This is a genomic window from Virgibacillus pantothenticus (genome assembly GCF_018075365.1).
GTDB classification, from domain to species: Bacteria; Bacillota; Bacilli; order Bacillales; family Amphibacillaceae; genus Virgibacillus; species Virgibacillus pantothenticus.
Genome location: NZ_CP073011.1, coordinates 2,159,000 through 2,178,740, shown reverse-complemented (window position 1 = coordinate 2,178,740; position 19,741 = coordinate 2,159,000). Strand labels below are relative to the sequence as shown.

General features: G+C 38.0%; 17 protein-coding genes. 16 read left to right on the top strand and 1 reads right to left on the bottom strand.

What is annotated here, in order from left to right; translation table 11 throughout:
- The first annotated feature begins 39 nt into the window (after positions 1-39).
- The 3 genes from KBP50_RS10295 to KBP50_RS10285 all read left to right on the top strand — a co-directional run bounded on the left by KBP50_RS10295 (position 40) and on the right by KBP50_RS10285 (position 2,057).
- Positions 40-570, top strand: coding sequence for a YceD family protein (locus tag KBP50_RS10295; protein WP_050352639.1), 531 nt, complete (start codon positions 40-42; stop codon positions 568-570).
- Positions 571-607: 37 nt separating this feature from the next.
- Entirely contained in the window at positions 608-781 is a 174-nt protein-coding gene (rpmF, locus tag KBP50_RS10290; RefSeq protein WP_050352640.1) for a 50S ribosomal protein L32, read from the top strand.
- A gap of 781 nt (positions 782-1,562) precedes the next feature.
- Entirely contained in the window at positions 1,563-2,057 is a 495-nt protein-coding gene (locus KBP50_RS10285; RefSeq protein WP_050352641.1) for an RsfA family transcriptional regulator, read from the top strand.
- Positions 2,058-2,165: 108 nt separating this feature from the next.
- Here the strand turns inward: KBP50_RS10285 and KBP50_RS10280 are convergent, their stop codons facing one another.
- A complete protein-coding gene (locus tag KBP50_RS10280) occupies positions 2,166-2,648 on the bottom strand; it encodes an N-acetyltransferase (protein ID WP_050352642.1) in 483 nt (160 codons plus the stop codon).
- Between the two features lie 359 nt (positions 2,649-3,007).
- Here KBP50_RS10280 and KBP50_RS10275 point away from each other — a divergent pair, with 359 nt between their 5' ends.
- From KBP50_RS10275 to KBP50_RS10215, 13 genes are all read left to right on the top strand, one after another.
- The gene (locus KBP50_RS10275; RefSeq protein WP_169770804.1) at positions 3,008-3,433 is read left to right on the top strand and encodes a DUF3397 family protein; all 426 of its coding nucleotides are present in this window, start codon (positions 3,008-3,010) and stop codon (positions 3,431-3,433) included.
- An 81-nt stretch (positions 3,434-3,514) separates the two neighbouring features.
- Complete coding sequence (bshC, locus tag KBP50_RS10270) at positions 3,515-5,134, top strand: bacillithiol biosynthesis cysteine-adding enzyme BshC (protein ID WP_050352644.1); 1,620 nt, start codon at positions 3,515-3,517, stop codon at positions 5,132-5,134.
- A 601-nt stretch (positions 5,135-5,735) separates the two neighbouring features.
- Positions 5,736-6,167 (top strand): division/cell wall cluster transcriptional repressor MraZ, encoded by a 432-nt coding sequence (gene mraZ, locus KBP50_RS10265; protein ID WP_050352645.1) that lies wholly within the window; start codon positions 5,736-5,738, stop codon positions 6,165-6,167.
- Between the two features lie 42 nt (positions 6,168-6,209).
- Entirely contained in the window at positions 6,210-7,187 is a 978-nt protein-coding gene (gene rsmH, locus KBP50_RS10260) for a 16S rRNA (cytosine(1402)-N(4))-methyltransferase RsmH (RefSeq protein ID WP_175609400.1), read from the top strand.
- A complete protein-coding gene (ftsL, locus tag KBP50_RS10255) occupies positions 7,187-7,558 on the top strand; it encodes a cell division protein FtsL (RefSeq protein WP_050352646.1) in 372 nt (123 codons plus the stop codon). The genes rsmH and ftsL overlap by 1 nt, the downstream gene beginning before the upstream one ends.
- A gap of 26 nt (positions 7,559-7,584) precedes the next feature.
- Positions 7,585-9,789: a penicillin-binding protein gene (locus tag KBP50_RS10250; protein ID WP_050352647.1), complete on the top strand. Its 2,205-nt coding sequence runs from the start codon at positions 7,585-7,587 to the stop codon at positions 9,787-9,789.
- A 146-nt stretch (positions 9,790-9,935) separates the two neighbouring features.
- The gene (locus KBP50_RS10245; protein WP_050352648.1) at positions 9,936-11,867 is read left to right on the top strand and encodes a stage V sporulation protein D; all 1,932 of its coding nucleotides are present in this window, start codon (positions 9,936-9,938) and stop codon (positions 11,865-11,867) included.
- Between the two features lie 124 nt (positions 11,868-11,991).
- Entirely contained in the window at positions 11,992-13,467 is a 1,476-nt protein-coding gene (locus KBP50_RS10240; protein WP_050352649.1) for a UDP-N-acetylmuramoyl-L-alanyl-D-glutamate--2,6-diaminopimelate ligase, read from the top strand.
- Positions 13,467-14,822 (top strand): UDP-N-acetylmuramoyl-tripeptide--D-alanyl-D-alanine ligase, encoded by a 1,356-nt coding sequence (locus tag KBP50_RS10235; protein WP_050352650.1) that lies wholly within the window; start codon positions 13,467-13,469, stop codon positions 14,820-14,822. The genes KBP50_RS10240 and KBP50_RS10235 overlap by 1 nt, the downstream gene beginning before the upstream one ends.
- Positions 14,823-14,859: 37 nt before the next feature.
- Positions 14,860-15,846: a phospho-N-acetylmuramoyl-pentapeptide-transferase gene (gene mraY / locus KBP50_RS10230; RefSeq protein WP_050352651.1), complete on the top strand. Its 987-nt coding sequence runs from the start codon at positions 14,860-14,862 to the stop codon at positions 15,844-15,846.
- Positions 15,843-17,192, top strand: coding sequence for a UDP-N-acetylmuramoyl-L-alanine--D-glutamate ligase (gene murD, locus KBP50_RS10225; protein ID WP_050352652.1), 1,350 nt, complete (start codon positions 15,843-15,845; stop codon positions 17,190-17,192). The genes mraY and murD overlap by 4 nt, the downstream gene beginning before the upstream one ends.
- A gap of 223 nt (positions 17,193-17,415) precedes the next feature.
- Complete coding sequence (gene spoVE, locus KBP50_RS10220; protein ID WP_373314114.1) at positions 17,416-18,525, top strand: stage V sporulation protein E; 1,110 nt, start codon at positions 17,416-17,418, stop codon at positions 18,523-18,525.
- A gap of 226 nt (positions 18,526-18,751) precedes the next feature.
- Positions 18,752-19,543, top strand: a complete 792-nt coding sequence (locus tag KBP50_RS10215; protein ID WP_050352654.1) for a cell division protein FtsQ/DivIB — start codon at positions 18,752-18,754, stop codon at positions 19,541-19,543.
- Positions 19,544-19,741: the final 198 nt, after the last annotated feature.

The following is a 19,741-nucleotide window of genomic DNA, read 5'->3' as shown; positions in this document are numbered from 1 at the left end:
TTCTTTTAAAATTACTCTTGTTGCCTTGAGGTGATAATGATGAAATTTGCATTAGCTCAGTTAAAGAAAAATGCTTATAAGGAACCTTTTACTTTTACAGACACGGAAGATGTTTCCGAACTGGAAGTAATGAACAACGATATTCGTCATATAGGTGAAGTCGAAGTTCAAGGAACGTGCTTTTTCCAAGAAGATAATGTTATTTTTTCCTTGCGTATTTTTGGTGAAATGGTGCTTCCGTGCGCGCGAACGCTAGTAGATGTTCGATATCCGTTTGATATTGAAACAGAAGAGATATTTACAACGTCTTTGTATAGAACGGAAGATGAAATTGATGCTGAAATTCACCCAATTGAGGGAGCGGTGCTTGACTTAACCCCTCTAATCAAGGAAAATATCCTACTAGAGGTTCCGTATCGCGTATTTTCAGATGAAATGAACAGCCAAGCGGATTGTATAACAGAAGGCAAAGGCTGGCAATTTATTTCAGAAGAAAAGAACGCAAACACAATAGATGAGCGTTTTAAAAAATTGGAAACATTGTTTAAAGACAATGATAAGAACAAATAAGTTTGGTTCTTATCTTTCTATAAAGGAGGTGTAAGTCATGGCAGTACCTAAAAGAAGAACTTCAAAAAAAGTAAAAAATCAACGTCGTACACATAAAAAATTACACGTACCTGGCATGGTGGAATGTTCAAATTGTGGAGAATTAACAAAACCACACCATGTATGTAAAGCATGTGGGCACTATGATGGGAAAGAAGTAGTAAGTCAGTAAATAAAACAATCATTTGTTAAATTGATGAAGCAGCGAGCTGAGAAACAATCTCCTTTGATTCTCGGATCTTATTCATTCTAGAATTAAATGCTATTAAAAAGTAGGTCACCAAAAGTGGGCTGCTTTTTTGCATAAGAAATGATACGACGCGTGCCTTTTTAAAAAGTAGCTTGCTTTTTCAAGGGAACTTAAGATTTTAGTCTTTGTTCTACTTTTAGCAGGGGATAAAGAGAAGTCACCTTTCCACGTATAAGGTGCTGTAAGACACTCACTTCAGGAGTTGGATAATCTGTACTACCACAAGTCTAAGTGGGAGATAACAGCATCTTAAATTCCTTTTTCGTAACCGGCATTTAGGTCATACCATTACGGTACGAACAAGCCGTGGGGGGGTGAATGAAAACACCTACAGAATGAAGATTCACTTTATCGCGTGCGTTAAAGTTCCTGTTTGTACGTCACTAACCGATTGCGTTCGTTTTTGTTTTTTGTATAGTATTCTTATTTTACTTTTGAGAGACTCTTGTAAAGCGTTTCGGATCGTTTAGCTGCTCACATGTTAACCTTTACCTCCTGATTATCTCCTCCTTTGTTTTGTAGTTAAAACTTCTCCAAATTGTATGTCGGTAAATAATGATTTAAACTTTTGTCACTTCAGCGGGTAGAAATGAATAGCTGTCGATAAGGAAATAATCAAAAATCTAATAAAAAACATAAACCTTTTAGTCTATCACTCCTAGTTTTTGCATACATTGATAGCAAATGTATAAGGAGGGGTGTTATGAGTGTAACAAGGCAAGATGCTTGGACGAAAGATGAAGATATCCTACTAGCAGAAACCGTTCTACGTTATATAAAAGAAGGGAAAACACAATTAGAGGCGTTCAAGGAAGTAGCTCATAGACTGTCTAGAACTGCTGCAGCCTGTGGGTTTAGATGGAATGCCACCATTCGTAAGCAATATCAAAAAGAGGTGCTAAAAGCGAAAGAGGCGCGCAAGAATGATAATATCAACTATAGCTGGTATGTTTCAGAGCCAGGTCACCATGATCCGCTTGAAACAGTCATTTCCTTACTAGAAAAGATAAAGGCTGGCAATGAACAAATTACATCGGAGCATTTGGACGATCACACGGAACATATGAAGCATTTAGAGAAAGAAAATGAGGAATTAAAAAACGCTTTGCTTCGCTACGAGAAAGCTTGGAAAGAGATAGGGGACTTATGGAATTCGGTTGTGTCGGAAAGAGAAATAAAGAAAGAGACGTGTGAGTAATTTTTTCATTTTTTCAGTGCAATTTATATTAAATCATGTACATGAAAAGAGAACGAAAGACATGAATAAACAAAAATTCATGTCTTTAATTCTTGATCCGGATTGCTCTTAGTCCGTTGTTTGAATTTCTTTAACTCCTTCGGGCATCCAAATAAGTGGATTCTCCCCTAAATCACGCTCCATTTTGTATTGGGCCTTTTGGAAACCCATTTTTTCCCAAAAGCCATGAGAATTAATGCGCGGGTTTGTTTTAATTGGTAGCTGATAGCTTTTAGCAAAATCAACTAATGCTTTTCCATAGCCTTTGCCTTGATACTCGGGCAGAACCTCTAATTTCCATAAAGTTAAATAATCCTGAGGTGGGTCAAAATAAAAATCATACTTTTGTTTTACTTTATAAAGGCTCATTCGAGCAATTAAGCTGTCCCCAATATAAATCCCGTAGAACGGAGAGTCACTTTGATTTTCCACCAGATTATTTTCTAAATCTTCCAACATAGATAACTCTTGGTTTCCGTATTCTTTAAAGCGCTTAAATTTCTCCAATGTTTTATAATTGATCATAAGTTTTTCAACTTTCACCTTATCCATCATCCTACCCCCTTGCCAATATAAATCATCTGTTTTTGTAGAATTATTTTGGCTTTTCTATGTATTTATTATAATATAAATAAGACGAAGATCAAAATAAAGTGAAGCGCATTTACGTAGGTTTTAATTTGTGAAAATGTTCATTTAGTTATATATAAGAAGTGTAAATTAGTAGTTTACCCATCCGTATTTAAAGATGCAAATTCTCTCGCATATAAGGTGCTGTAAGACTCCCACTTCAAGAGTTAGATAATCTGTACTACCACAAGTCTAAGTGGCACCTAAATGCCCTATTTCGTAAGAGGTCTTTAGGACATACCCTTAGGCTACTAACACTCAGTGGGGGATGAATGAACACCTTGAGTGAAGATTCACTATATCGGAGGTATGAGACAATCGTGAAAAATGGAATTATATATTTGACCGCATTTTTTATTTCAATACCTTTTATGGCGACATGGCTTACCTATCTTTTTAGTTATAAACTGACACAAAAACAAATAAAATCTTTTCATCTGGCAGTATATTGGACAACCCCGTTGTACTTGATAGCTGTGACTTTAATGGTAGAAATGATTATTGGAGTATCGATAGCTGGAGTAATCATGATTTTACTACTTATTTTGTTAATCGGAATTCTTTTTTTGCAATGGAAACAACAAACGGAAGTGCTCTTGTTCAAGGCAATAAAATTAACGTGGCGGATTTCATTTTTAGCGTTTGGTTTGTTATATGGGATGCTCATCATAACTGGAATTTTACAGCGGATCTTTTTTAATATCTGATTTTCAAACAGATCGCATGAAATTTTAAAATTTTTTAGGTACAATACATGAAGGACATTACATATAAAGGAGCATGAATCTATGCGGATCGAACCTATCAAATTAAAGCAACAAAATAAATTAATCGAAGACTATCGGAATAATGAGCCGAGCATTCAGCCATTTTTTGATTATCCCGCATTTGGTGAATGGGAGCATAGGTATCATGATCTGCAAAAAAGAACGTTTAAACGTCAGGAATTATGCGATTGTTTACAAATGATAAATAGCCAATGGAAGGCGCCGGAAGCAACGCGAAAAAATATTGATAGATTGCGTCATCCCGAAGCTGTAACGGTTATTGGGGGACAGCAGGCCAGTCTGTTGTCTGGTCCTTTGTATACGATTAATAAAATTATTTCCATTATACATTTAGCGAAACAACAAGAAGAAGAGTTGAGAGTTCCAGTAATCCCTATTTTCTGGATAGCGGGTGAGGATCATGATTTTGCTGAGGTAAATCATGTTTATTTGCAAGAGGAACAACAGATGCAAAAATATGTATTAAAACAGCAAGTGCGTTCTAAAACAGCTCTATCAGACATTCGAATTGATCATGATAAAGCGAAACAATGGCTAGACGAGCTGTTTGAAAAATTAACAGAAACAAACCATACAAAAACATTATATGATGAAATGAATAAATGCTTAGCTTCCTCTCTTACATACGTTGACTTCTTTGCCAAGCTTATTTATCATTTTTTCCCAGAAGAAGGCTTAGTATTAATGGATTCTGGCAATAAATCCATCCGTCAATTGGAAAGTGATTTCTTTGTGGAAATGATTGAAAATCAACCTAAAATCAGTGAATCGGTATGTGATTCATTAGAGCAATTACAATCTTTAGGTTACACTATAGATTTATCAGTTGCACCGTCAGATGGTCATTTATTTTATTATCAGGATGACGAACGAATATTACTGCAACGCACAGACACAGGCGAATGGATAGGCAAACAAAACGAGGTTCATTTTACAACAGAACAGTTGAAACAAATTGCTAAACTAACTCCTGCGCAATTGAGTAATAATGTAGTTACCCGTCCGTTAATGCAAGAAATGCTATTTCCAAATCTTGCATTTATAGCTGGCCCTGGAGAAATCGGTTATTGGTCTGCGCTAAAGTCAGCTTTTCATCAATTGCAAATGAAAATGCCACCCGTTGTACCGAGGCTTTCTATATCGGTCATTGACCGCACGATTGAAAAGGCATTGCATGATTGCCAAATGAGCGCTGAGCAAGTGATTAATGGAAGGGTAGCGGATGAAAAAGAGGCTTGGCTAGCAAATACATCCTATCCTTCTATAAAACAGATTGCCCAAGAGGTACAAGAGCAGATAATCGACGTGCATGCGCCGCTAAGAGAATTGGCCGCATCCATGAGAGACGATTTAGGCGCGATAGCTGAGAAAAACCTTAATTATATACAAGACCACATCCAATACTTGGAAAAACGCTTAGTGAAAGCTTGGCAATGTAAACATCAAAATGATTTAGCGAAGTTTGATATACTCCAATGCGTCTTACACCCCGAAAATGGATTGCAGGAACGCATCTGGAACCCGTTACCTTGGTTAAATATCTACGGGATATCATTTGCAAGCAGCTTACTCCGGCATTCATATACCTTTCGCAACTCCCACTATGCGGTATACCTATAGGGATATAATACGAAGTTTTTATCGTAAAACTTCCACTTCAAGTGTCGGAGGTGACAAAGAAATCACGTGTGGGTAACGGCATCTAAATTTCCGATTCGCTTAGGTTGGCTGTGATGTGAGGAGCTATTGTAATAGAATAGCTACGTTAGCGACACACTCCACACAGAAAAAGTGTATTCTCTTTTTCAAGGGAACTTATGATTTTGACCATTCTTTTACTTCTAATTAGTAAGATAGAAGAAAACCATGTAACTAGTTGTATGGTCTGCCCTTCAAGCTTATGAAGTGCATTCCAAAAGGGTAAATGGGAAATCCAACTGTAAAATCAACTGCCTGATCCTGTTCAGAAGCCTTTAGGTCTAATTTTTGCAGTACAAAATCATGTATGGATAGCCGTCTAAATGGAAGCTTCCCATCCCCCCCACTTTAAATAAAAAATGAGCGAAAAGACTGTCATAGCAATGAAGGCAGTCTTTTTTTGTTAGCAATAAAATAGTTCTTATTTCCTAATTTTTAACCAGTGCAAGCAATTTTTAAAAAATTGGTGGTGAATAGTGGGGGGATGTGGTAATATAGGGAATACGAAGGTGGGGCGGACTATATGTTTATGGGTGAATTCCAACATAACATTGATACGAAAGGCAGAATAATTGTCCCTTCCAAGTTTCGCGAACAGCTTGGAGAAAGCTTTGTCGTGACTCGAGGATTGGATCAATGTTTATTTGTTTACCCCATGACTGAATGGAAAATATTGGAAGAAAAACTAAAAAAGCTCCCACTAACGAAAAAAGATGCCAGAGCGTTTACACGATTTTTCTTTTCTGGCGCAGTTGAATGTGAAATTGATAAACAGGGTAGAATAAATATTCCGCAAACATTACGAAATTATGCAGCAATTGAGAAAGAATGTGTTGTTATTGGTGTTTCGAATCGAATTGAAATATGGTCGAGTGAACATTGGGATTCGTATGTTACCGACTCTGAAGAATCTTTTGCAGAAATTGCGGAGAACTTAATGGATTTTGATATTTAAAGCTATTACAGTAGCTTGCTTGAAAAAGAAATGGGTGTTTATATGTTTGAACATAAAAGTGTTTTAAAAGAAGAGACGATTCAAGGACTTGCTATTAAAGCCGATGGCGTGTATGTCGATTGTACGCTTGGTGGTGGCGGTCACTCAGAAGCAATTGCCTCGATACTTGGAGAGAATGGGCTATTACTTGGTTTTGATCAGGATATTCTTGCATTAGAGGCTGCAAAGGATCGTTTGCAGGCATATAAGAATCGTATGAAGTTCATTCATGCTAATTTTAGTGAACTTGAAGCGGTGTTAGCTAAAGAAAATATTAGTCAGGTTGATGGTGTTCTATTTGATTTAGGGGTTTCCTCTCCACAACTTGATAGAGGGGAGCGCGGCTTTAGTTATCAACATGATGCGAGATTAGATATGCGTATGAATCAACAACAAGAATTGGATGCCTTTCGTATCGTTAACGATTGGTCTTTTCAGGATTTGGTGAAGATTTTCTATCAATATGGTGAGGAAAAATTCTCCAAACAAATTGCTCGAAAAATAGAAGAACGTAGAAAGACAGCCCCCATTGAAACCACGTATGATTTAGTTGATATTATCAAAGAGGCAATCCCTGCCCCTGCTCGACGTAAAGGCGGTCATCCTGCTAAACGTGTATTTCAGGCATTAAGAATTGCGGTAAACGATGAGCTCGATGTGTTTAATGACGCCTTACATCAAGCGGCAAAGGTAATCGGTATAAATGGGCGAATAGCAGTAATTACCTTTCATTCGTTAGAGGATCGCCTTTGTAAACAAGCTTTTAAAAAATGGAGTACAGATAAAGAAACCCCACGTCATTTACCGATATTGCCAAAAGAAAACGAAGCACCATTTCGCTTAATAACCAGAAAGCCAATTGTTGCCACTTCAGATGAGTTGGATGAGAATAGAAGGTCTCGATCTGCCAAGCTTCGCATCGTAGAAAAAGTAGGCGAATGGAGAGATGAATTTACTTATAAGGAAGGGTGGAGGAAATAATGAGTGCAAATCATGCAAGAAGTTGGGAACAGATAAAACCGCAAAGAACCCCTAAACGTGAACAAACGAACCCTGTAAAAGTAGCCAAGCAAGGCTGGATAACAAAAGGGGAAAAAATCATTTATTCGATTATTGGGCTATTCATTGTAGTGGCTTGTGTTTACATGGTTTCATTTGCTTCTTCCACAGACTCGATTAATCGTGACATGCAAGAATTGGAGAGTAAAGTAAAGGCACAACAATCCGAGAATGATCTATTATCAGATGAAATCAAAAAACTAAGTCGTCCAGAACGAATCATTGAGATTGCGAAGAAAAACGGCTTACAAGTTCAGGATGCAAAGGTTAGGCAGGCACAATCTATCGATTAATTTCATTCAAGGAGAACGGATAGGTTATGAGGAAAAATAAAACAACGCATTTTATGGCAGGGATTTTTATCATCCTTTTCGTCGGCATTTTTTTAACTTTATCGGGAAGGTTTCTCTATATTCAAGCAACCGCAGAAATTGACGGTGTTTCTTTAAAGAAGTGGGCAGATAAACAGCGTACGTCTACTTATAAACTGCCTGCAGAACGCGGGAAAATCTATGACAATAATGGAATGACACTCGCTTATGATCAGCCGAGCTACAGAATCTTCGCCATTGTTCAAGAAGCTTATTCGGACGGTGCGGAAGAACCAAGGCATGTGAAAGAACCACGAAAAACAGCTGAGCAATTAGCTCCTTTATTGGATATGAAGGAAAGCGATATAGAGAAACGCTTACAGGAAGGGATTGATAATGATCGCTTCCAAGTAGAGTTTGGAAATAAAGGTAGACAGCTTTCCTTGCAAAAGAAAGAGGAAATCGAGGAACTGGAATTACCGGGAATTCATTTTAAGGAAGAGACTGTTCGGGCATATCCAAATGGTACCTTCGCTTCACAAATCATCGGATTTGCGAAAGAGATGGAAATAGAGGGGAAAGAGGAGAATGCTACGACGCAACAATTAAAAGGTGTCACTGGTATTGAAAAGGAAATGGATAAACACTTGCGTGGAAAAGATGGCTACATTGCTTTTCAACGGGATAAATATAATAAAAAATTGCTCGATCCGAAAGAAGTAGTCAAAAAAAATGAGGATGGCGGAAACATTTATTTGACCATTGACCAAAAAATTCAAACCCTACTGGAGGATACATTGACGCAAGTTGAAAAGAAATATGAACCTGAACGTATTTCTGCTGTTGTTATGAACCCAAAAACGGGGGAAGTTATAGCGATGGGAAATCGACCAAGCTATAATCCAAATAATCCTACTGATGTAGAAAATTGGTACAATGACGTTGTGTCCACACCATTTGAGCCTGGCTCCACAATGAAAATGTTTACTTGGGCTGCTGCAATAGAAGAAGGTGTCTATAACGGAACAGAAGCTTATAAATCGGGGCAATATCAGCCCAATGAAAAAATTAAGCCGGTTCGTGATCACAATGGCGGGGCTGGTTGGGGACCTATTTCATACAATGAAGGATTCGAGCGGTCTTCTAATGTTGCCGCTTCTAAGCTCGTATGGGAAAAAATTGGCTCGGATAAATACCTTGAGTACTTAAAAGCCTTTCAGTTTGATCAAAAAACAAATATCGACTTACCAAATGAGGTTGCTGGGAAAATTTTATACAATTGGCCAGCAGAAAAATTAACGACTGCATTCGGCCAAGATACAACTATGACGCCAATCCAGCAAATGAAGGCAGCAACTGCCATTGCAAATAACGGTAAAATGCTGCAACCATATATTATTGATAAGTTAACAGAAGCCGATAAGCAAAAGCCAATCAAAGAAAAACAGCCAAAAGTGGTAGGTGAACCCATCTCTAAAGCTACGTCCAAACAAGTATTACAATTATTAGATTTGGCAGTTAATGGAGAGCATGCAACGGGAAAAAACTTTCAATTAGATGGTTATAAGGTAGGGGGGAAAACAGGAACGGCTCAAATCCCCAACCCTGACGGTGGCTATTTAATCGGAAGAGAAAATTACATCTTTTCCTTTTTAGGGATGGCGCCAATTGATAATCCTCAACTAATGATGTATGTGTCTGTGAAGCAACCAAAATTAGGGGAGAAAAAAGACGGGTCCTTGGAAATGGGATCCGATCCAGTTGCATTTATTTTTAAACATGTTATGGAAAATGGACTGCATTACTTAAACATAGATCCGGATAAGCAAAAAATGGACAACGTAAAGCATATTGAAATCCCCTCTGTAGTTGGTAAAAGTGGGGAAGCCGTAGCAAAAGAGTTAACGGAAAAAGGCTTACGTGTTACGACAACTGGAAAGGGAAAAATACTAAAAAGCAATGTCCAAGAAGGAGATCAAGTATTGCCAAATGATCACATTATGCTCATCACTGAAAAACCTAAAATGCCCCAAATTATTGGCTGGTCGCTTCGGGATGCATTGCAGCTTGCTAACCTACTAGAATTGAAGACAGAAACATTTGGCGATGGTTATGTTGCGACACAAAATATAAAAGCAGGTGTAGCTATTAAGCCTGGTGATTATCTAGGTATTGAGCTAGAACCTCCGAACAAGCAAAAAAAGCAAGAATAGATCCATAGATCGGGTGAAGTGATGCTCGTTAAGAGGTATAGAAATAAGCTTAACTGGACCATAGATTAACATGAGAAACAGTGTTCTATTCCCTTTTTATCGTTCATATAGTGGATACAAGCATGTCTTTAAAAAGGAGATGTCGTATGAAACGTGTATCTGCTGTGACGACAAAAAAGAGGATTGTCGCTGTTTTTCTTATTGGTTTACTAGTCTATGTAATTATCGATATCCGCCTGGGTTATGTACAATTTGTTATCGGAGATGATCTGACGGGACAGGCTACAGAATTATGGACGAGAGATATTGAATTTGAACCGGAAAGAGGAAAAATCTTAGATAATCATGGGGAAGTACTAGCTGAAAATGTAACGGCTCCTTCTGTAGTCGTTGTCCCAAGACAAGTTGATGAACCTAAACAAACGGCCCAAAAATTGGCCTCAATACTAGAAATGCCAGAAGATGAGGCGTTTGCATATGTAACGAAAAATGCCTCCAGCGTCAATATTCACCCTGAGGGAAGAAAGATAAATGAAAAGCAAGAGATGGCAATTCGAACATTAGATATGAACGGAGTATATTTATCTAAGGATTCTAAACGGCATTATCCATATGGGGACGACCTCTCTCATGTACTTGGGTTTGCAGGTATTGATAATCAAGGTTTAATGGGCTTGGAGCTATACTATGATGAACAGCTAAGTGGGGAAAAAGGAAGTTTATCCTTTTATTCCGATGCCAAAGGGAGAAGACTAGAACGTTTAGCAGATGTTTATTCTGAACCAAAAGATGGACTGGATTTAAAGACGACAATTGACACAAGAGTACAAACGATTATGGAAAGAGAACTGGATTTAGTTGCCTCTAAGTATAATCCTGATGGAGCTGTTGCCATTGCTGTAAATCCAAAAACGGGCGGTGTTCTTGGGATGACATCACGGCCAAATTTTCATCCGGAAAACTATCAGGAAGTGGACGCAGATATTTTTGATCGTAATTTGCCTATATGGAGTACGTATGAACCAGGATCAACATTTAAGATTATTACGCTTGCTGCTGCCCTGGAAGAAGGGGTAGTTGATTTACACAATGATCATTACCACGATGATGGCGATATTTCAGTTGGTGGTTCGGAATTGCATTGTTGGAAAAGTGGTGGGCATGGGCATCAAAGCTATTTAGAAGTGGTGCAAAATTCATGTAACCCTGGGTTTGTAAGCCTTGGTCAAATGCTTGGAAAAGAAAAGCTGTTTTCCTATATTGATCAATTTGGTTTCGGAAAAAAAACTGGAATCGACTTACAGGGAGAAGGTACTGGAATTTTGTTTAAACCTGAAAAAGTAGGACCTGTTGAACTAGCAACTACCGCTTTTGGACAAGGAGTTTCCGTAACACCAATTCAACAAGTAATGGCTGTTTCTGCTGCAGTAAATGGCGGATATTTATACGAACCATACATTGCAGAGGAGTGGATTGATCCGAAAACATCCAGTGTCCAAAAGCAAGTTAAGCCTGTAATGAAAAAACGAGTTATCTCGGAGGCAACTTCCAAAGAAATACGCCAAGCATTAGAAAGTGTAGTGGCTCAAGGGACAGGGCGCCCCGCTTATGTGGATGGATACCGAGTAGGCGGAAAAACAGGAACAGCTCAAAAAGTAGGACCTGATGGCAGATATATGAAAAATAATTATGTAGTTTCTTTTATCGGCTTTGCTCCAGCTGATGATCCCGAAATTGTTGTGTATGTTGCTGTGGATAACCCGAAAAACGCGGTACAATTTGGTGGAGTGGTTGCAGCTCCAGTAGTTGGCAGGATTATTGGTGACAGCCTGAGAGCAATGGAAGTAAAACCTCGTACGGAAGGACTGGAAAAAGATTACCAATGGCCGGAACAGCCTAAAGTAGAGGTGCCGGATGTTGTAGGATTAAAGCGAAAAGAACTCCAGGAATATATGACAAATTTATCCATTGAAACGAGCGGAAAAGGGGATTATATTGTGGATCAAGCACCTAAACCAGGTACTAAAGTAGAACAAGGTGCAAAAATTAGAATTTATTTAGCAGAAAATGATCGTTAATTATGCGCAAATTTGCTATAATAGATAGGCGAAAAAGAAAGAGGGTGTCTTTCACCCTCTTAAAAGTGATTCGAAGCAAGAATATCTTTATCGAGATAATTACAATGAGAATGGGATGTTACACATGAAATTAGAGGAATTATTAAGCTGTATACCATTTTATAAAACAACCGAAAATGTATCAGATCTAAATATTGACAAAATTGTCATGGATTCGCGGAAAGTAAAGCCGGGAGACTTATTTATATGCATTTCAGGATATACAGTAGATGGGCATGATTTTGTAAACCAGGCCGAAGCTAACGGAGCTGTAGCGATTATTGCTGAAAAACCAGTGGATTCCAAATTGCCGGTTATATTAGTGCCTGATTCTAAACGAGCTTTATCAATACTTGCGGTGAAGTATTATGATAACCCAACTGGTAAATTTTCACTAATAGGAGTAACTGGAACAAATGGCAAAACGACAGTAACTTATTTATTGGAAGCTATTTTTAAATTAGCTAAACAAAAAACAGGTGTCATCGGTACTTTACATATAAAAATTGATGACGAAACGTATCCGGTGATTAATACAACCCCAGATGCGCTTTCATTACAGCAGACATTCGACAAGATGGCAAAGCAGCATATAGAGCAGGCAATTATGGAAGTTTCTTCCCATGCACTTGTTCAGGGGAGAGTGCATGGTTGTGATTATGATATCGCTGTTTTTACAAATCTTTCCCAAGATCATTTAGATTTTCATAAGGATATGGACGATTATTTGCGAGCAAAAAGTCTGTTGTTTGCACAAATGGGCAACCATTATGATACTGAAAAACGTAAATATGCTGTGCTAAATCAGGATGAACCTGCCAGTGAGTTGCTAAAGCAAAGTACAGCACAGCATGTGATTACGTATGGAATAGATCGTGATGCACAGGTAATGGCTAGTGATATTGAGCTTGGAGCTACGGGAATTTATTTTCAACTGAAAACCCCAATAGGTAACATACACATTAAAAGCAAGCTAATGGGGACGTTTAACGTTTATAACATGCTGGCAGCTTCTGCCGCTGCAATCGTTTCTAATATTTCATTGGATACGATTCAAGAGGCATTTGAGCAAATTGAAGGGGTAAATGGACGGTTTGAGCCTGTAAATGAAGGGCAATCTTTTGCTGTCATTGTAGATTATGCACATACACCAGATTCATTGGAAAATGTGTTACAGACTGTGAAAGAATTTGCTAAACAGCGTGTATTTGTTGTCGTTGGCTGCGGTGGCGATCGAGATAAGACAAAACGACCGGTTATGGCGCAAATAGCGGTGAAATACGCCGATAAACCGATTTTCACTTCTGACAATCCAAGAACAGAGGATCCAATGGCCATTCTTGAGGATATGACAAATGGCTTAGACAACGACGCGACATATGAAGTGATAGCTGATCGGAAAGCAGCCATTCATGAAGCGGTAAATCAAGCAGCGGATGATGATATCATCGTTATTGCTGGAAAAGGGCATGAGACATACCAGCAAATAGGGCATACAAAATATGACTTTGATGATCGTGAAGTTGCTCGTCAAGCAATATTAGCGAAGGAGCGTGCCTAATGTTCACAGTAAAATGGCTTGTCCAGATGTTTCATTCGTATACAGGACATATCGCTGAACAATCCATTAAAGGCGTCTATACAGATAGCCGTATAGAAATGGCGGATGGTTTATTCGTTCCGATCGTTGGAGAAAATTTTGATGGCCATGATTATGTTTCTGAAGCAGTGGAGAAAGGAGCGATTGCTGTTTTGTGGAATAAACAAAAGCAATTGCCGGACACTCTCCCTGCTTCATTGGTAGTATTTTATGTGGAAGACACGTTGACTGCCTTGCAGCAATTGGCTTCTGCGTATCGGGAAAAAATGAATCCAATTGTGATCGGGATAACCGGTTCAAATGGTAAAACAACAACGAAGGATATGGTTGCAGCTTTATTGCAAACAACCTACCGAACCCATTATACGAAGGGGAATTTTAATAACCATATCGGCTTGCCTTTGACTATCCTATCTATGCAGCCGAATACAGAAGTTTTGGTAGTGGAAATGGGAATGAATCATGCTGGTGAAATAAAATTATTATCTAATATAGCGAAACTAGATTATGCAATTATTACCAATATTGGCGAATCCCATATTGAATATCTAGGTTCGAGAGAAAATATTGCCAAAGCAAAACTAGAAATTTTATCAGGATTAAGTAAAACAGGGCTGTTAGTAATAGATGGCGACGAGCCTTTATTACAGCAACTTCATAATCAAGAACGAGTGATTACTTGTGGTTTTGCGAAACATAACGTGAACCAAATAACCTCGCTACAAGTACATGATAATGAAACATCGTTTACGATAAACGAAAATGCAAATTATACGATTCCTTTTTTAGGAAAACACCATGCTAAGAATGCGACATTGGCAATTACGATCGGTATGAGTTTAAAAATCGAAGCAGGAAAGATGCAATCGGCGTTTCGTCATATGCAGAAGACAGGGATGCGATTCGAAAAACTACGTGGAAAAAATGGTGTGACATTGATTAATGATGCTTACAATGCTTCTGCTACATCTATGAAGGCTGCTATCGAGGTCGTGAAACAACTCGATGGATACTCTGAAAAAGTCCTTGTTTTAGGTGATATTTTAGAATTAGGCGATTATTCAGAGGTGATGCATCGTTCTGTATCGGAAGCCATAACTAAGCCAATTACAAACGTCTACACGTTTGGTAATGCTGCTAAATATATTACTGAGGAACTCGTTGAACAGAGTGGTTCAATTCCTGCTAGCCATTATACAGATAAGAATGCTTTGCTAAACGCGCTTCAACCCCATTTACATGAAGAAGCAATCATTTTATTTAAAGCTTCCAGAGGTTTGCAGTTTGAGACATTTATAACTGATTTAAAGCAGTAACAATTTCGATGGACGGTTCGTATAAGGAGGAAATGTAATGAACATTACTGTGTTAATGATAACCATAGCAATAGGATTTTTAATTACCGTCCTTTTATCTCCTATTTTTATTCCATTTTTACGTAGGTTAAAGTTTGGACAAAGTATTAGGGAAGAAGGACCAAAATCCCATCTTAAAAAAACTGGAACCCCAACAATGGGAGGAATTATGATCGTTTTCAGTATCGTGATTACCTCCCTTATTATGAGTTGGAAAATTAATCCAGTTGGTATTAGTTATGAACTGTGGATTTTATTATTTGTATTGGTAGGATATGGCCTGCTTGGCTTTTTAGATGATTTTATAAAAATTATTAAAAAAAGAAATCTTGGCTTAACGTCAAAGCAAAAACTACTTGGACAGCTTATTATCGCGCTGGTCATTTATTTTGTCTTAAGAGAACAAGGTTTCCCAACCTATGTTTCCATACCTGGGACTACCGTTCAATTAGAGCTGGGCTGGGGATATGCTCTACTAATTATATTTATGCTTGTTGGTGCTTCCAATGCAGTAAATTTGACAGATGGTTTAGACGGTTTATTAGCAGGTACTGCCGCCATTGCTTTTGGCGCATTTGCAATTTTGGCTTGGTACGGTTATCCTCAAAATGAGGTAGCGATATTTGCACTAGCAGTTGTAGGCGCGTTACTCGGTTTTCTCGTATTTAATGCCCATCCTGCTAAAGTATTTATGGGTGATACAGGATCATTAGCTTTAGGTGGCGCCATTGCGGGTGTTGCTATTTTAACAAAACTGGAAATCATTTTAGTTATTATTGGCGGCGTGTTCGTCATCGAAACATTATCAGTTATTATCCAAGTCATATCATTTAAAACAACTGGAAAAAGAGTGTTTAAAATGAGCCCGTTACATCATCATTACGAGCTATTAGGTTGGTCGGAATGGCGCGTTGTCACAACCTTTTGGCTAGTAGGGCTTGTTTTTGCTGCGTTAGGAATTTATATTGAGGTGGGTATAAGTTGAAAAAGCTAAAAAATTTCCCCTATGAGCACATCCTAGTGTTAGGGTTAGCAAAAAGCGGAACTGCTGCAGCGGCTGTTTTACTCGAGCAGGGGAAAAGGGTACGCATTAATGATCAGAAAGCAACCGAATTCGATTCAAATGTGGCGAAACTGAAGGAGATGGGGGCAGAATTAATTCTTGGCTCCCATCCTATTCGTGTTTTGGACGGAATAGATATCGTCGTAAAGAATCCTGGCATTTCTTATGACAATCCTATCGTAGCAGAAGCTGAAAAACGAGGGATAGCTGTGATTACGGAAATTGAAATAGCCGGACAATTAGCAAACAGACATATTATTGGCATAACTGGTTCAAATGGAAAAACGACGACGACAACTTTAACTACAGAAATGCTAAAACAGAGTGAGAAGCGAGTTAAAGTAGCTGGCAATATCGGAATTGTTGCAACCGAAGTAGCGAAAGATCTTGAGCAAGACGAACATCTGGTTTTGGAGTTATCTTCATTTCAATTGGTGGGCGTTGACCAATTTAAACCGAAAATAGCCGTTCTACTAAATATATTTGAAGCGCATTTAGATTATCACAAGACATGGGAAAATTATAAACAAGCAAAATATAATATATTTAAAAACCAAATGGATGATGATTATCTTGTTTATAATGCAGAAGATGAAAGTTTAGTAGAAGCAGCTAAACAAGCAAGAGCGCAAAAAGTTCCCTTCTCTGTGAAAAACAGACAGATTGATGGTGCTTGGATGGATGAAACAGCGATCTATTTTAAACAAGAAAAAATAATGGAACGGCATGATATTGTTTTATTAGGCGAGCATAATTACGAGAATATTTTAGCTAGTGTAGCAGCAGCTAAGTTAAGCGGTGCAACAAATGAAGGAATACGTAAAGTGTTAGCTATGTTTACAGGTGTAAAGCATCGCTTGCAGTTTGTTGGTAATTATCACGGACGGTTGTTTTATAATGATTCGAAAGCTACGAATTGCCTAGCTACACAAAAAGCTTTATCAGCATTTGAACAACCTATTATTCTACTTGCAGGAGGTCTAGATCGGGGCAATGGCTTCGATGAGCTTCTTCCATATTTGGACCATGTAAAGGCGATGGTATTATTTGGGGAGACCGCACCGAAATTAAAGCAATTAGGCATCAAAGCGAATATTTCAACGATTCGCGATACTGAAAACGTGCAAACAGCTGTACAGGCAGCATACGAAATTTCTGAACAGAATGACGTGATTTTGTTGTCACCTGCTTGCGCAAGCTGGGATCAATATCGAACCTTTGAAGAAAGAGGAGACATGTTTATACAAGCTGTGCATACATTAGTATAGGGGCTTGTTTAAATAAAGAATAGATGGATAAATAGGATCCATATAGTTAGTTAATGAAGCGTGCGAACAGGCATTATTCATACAAGCGATATGTTTGGATGAACCCAATTCTATTGCATCCAAACCTGCCGTGTAGAGGCATGTTTTTGAATACACTGCCATAATGACATTCTTTTTAAACACCCCCTAGTAATATTCAAAAGCGGGGTGTTATTTTTTGCTAGTGAAAAAGAAATCATTCACCAATGGCTCACCGGATTATATTTTAATTGGTGTGATTATATCGTTACTCGTTATTGGTGTTGTAATGGTGTACAGCTCTTCCTTTGTTTGGGCTGAATATAAGTTTAATGACGCTTGGTTTTACGTAAAACGCCAGCTTCTATTTGCTGGTGCAGGTGTTGGAGCCATGATCTTTACGATGAATCTCCCTTATACAACATGGAAAAAATATGCTAAATTAATTTTACTGCTTTGTTTTGGTCTATTATTTCTCGTCTTAATACCTGGAATCGGGATCGTAAGAGGCGGGGCGCAAAGTTGGATTGGAATTGGTGCATTTAGTATTCAACCATCTGAGTTCATGAAATTAGGGTTGATTATATTTTTAGCTGCGTACCTATCGAGCTATCAAAAATATATCACTTCATTTAAAAAAGGGTTTCTACCTTCTATACTATTAATTTTTTCTGCTTTTGGATTGATTATGCTGCAGCCTGATTTAGGAACAGGAATGGTTCTTGTATTGACCTGTATGGTAATGGTCTTCACTGCAGGGGCTAGGATGTCTCATTTCCTTGGTCTGGGAATAATTGGAATAGTAGGTTTTATTGGGTTGGTGTTGTCTGCTCCGTACCGTATCAGCAGAATTACCGCTTTTTTGAATCCCTGGGAGGATCCGCTTGGTGATGGGTTTCAGATCATTCAATCGTTATACGCAATCGGTCCAGGAGGTTTAATGGGATTAGGATTAGGGAAGAGTTTACAGAAATACTTTTACTTACCAGAACCGCAAACCGATTTTATTTTTGCTATTTTGGGTGAAGAATTAGGGTTTATCGGCGGTAGTGCAGTCATCATCTTATTTCTGCTGCTCCTTTGGAGAGGCATAAAAGTGTCCTTAGAAGCCCCAGATAGTTTTTCGCGATTTTTAGCTTTAGGCATTGTGTCTATGCTAGCTATTCAAGCAATGATTAATATTAGTGTCGTTATCGGTTTAATTCCTGTAACCGGTATTACATTGCCGTTTTTAAGTTACGGTGGTTCCTCTTTAACATTAATTCTTTGTTCTGTCGGTATTCTATTAAATATTAGTAAATACACCAAAATATAATCCTTCCGGTTGTTTATAATTCCAACTGGTTAATATTAGTTGTAGTGGTTTCGATTTATTCAAAATGAATACAGGAACGAGTAGACAATGGTGAGAAAAACTTTGCTTTTCCTCTAAGTCTCACTACATTTTTTAATGTATAATATGATATACTCATAGTAACAAGCTGAAATGGCATGTCTGTGCCATTTCTTGTTGTTAATTTGGTATAAAGGAAGAAATAGAGATGGCTCAAAAGAAAGTCGTTTCAATCGAAGATCGCATTCCTAAATTGAAACAGGCAAGGAAGAAAAAGGCAAATCGCAGGCTGCTATTTTACCTGTCTATTTTTTTCATTTTAATTTCAGTTGTCGTTTATTTACAATCCCCTTTAAGTTACATACGTACGATTCAAGTAGCAGGGAACTCTTTTTTAAATGATGACGAAGTTGTAAAGCAAGCGGATTTAGTCAAAAATGAAAACATATGGACAATAGATACAGAAGTTACTGAATCTAAATTAAAAGATAGTCCAATTATTGCTTCTGCAAAAGTTATCCGCAAGTTACCTTGGACCGTTTCCATTACAATTGATGAATACGAGCTTGTCGGATATAAGCAACAAGAAACGACTTATTTTCCAGTTTTAGGTAATGGAACAACGCTTCAAAGTATGGGGAAAAACACGTATAATGGAGATGCCCCATTAATTAAAGGTTTTAATAAGGAAGCATATTTACATAGGATGACGAATGAGTTGGAAAAACTTCCGGAAACGATAAGAAAATTAATTTCTGAAGTTCATTGGACGCCAGAAAAGGAAAATAAAGATAAAATCATGCTGTATATGAATGATGGATTTGTGGTTGATGCCCGTATTCCTAACTTTGCTGAAAGTATGGACATATATCCTTCCATTGTGTCACAGTTAGATGAAGAAAGTGAAGGAATTATTCATATTGGGGTCGGGGCTTATTTCGAATCTTTTAAGGAAGGAAAAAAGGCTTCGTCTGTTGCTGAAGAGGATCGGGAAGAGTAATATGATATTTAATTTCAAAAGTCATATTTTCAATCCAGTTTACGAACAATTATAGTATAGCATACTTTGAAACAAATGGTTTTGCTTAAGCCTAACGTTATTTCTGTGAATCAATGTTAAAGCTAAGTTTTGTGTACCCCCACGTAAGGTCTGTATGGCTCCTTAGAGATGTGGGAGATATCTAGAATTCTAAGAGGA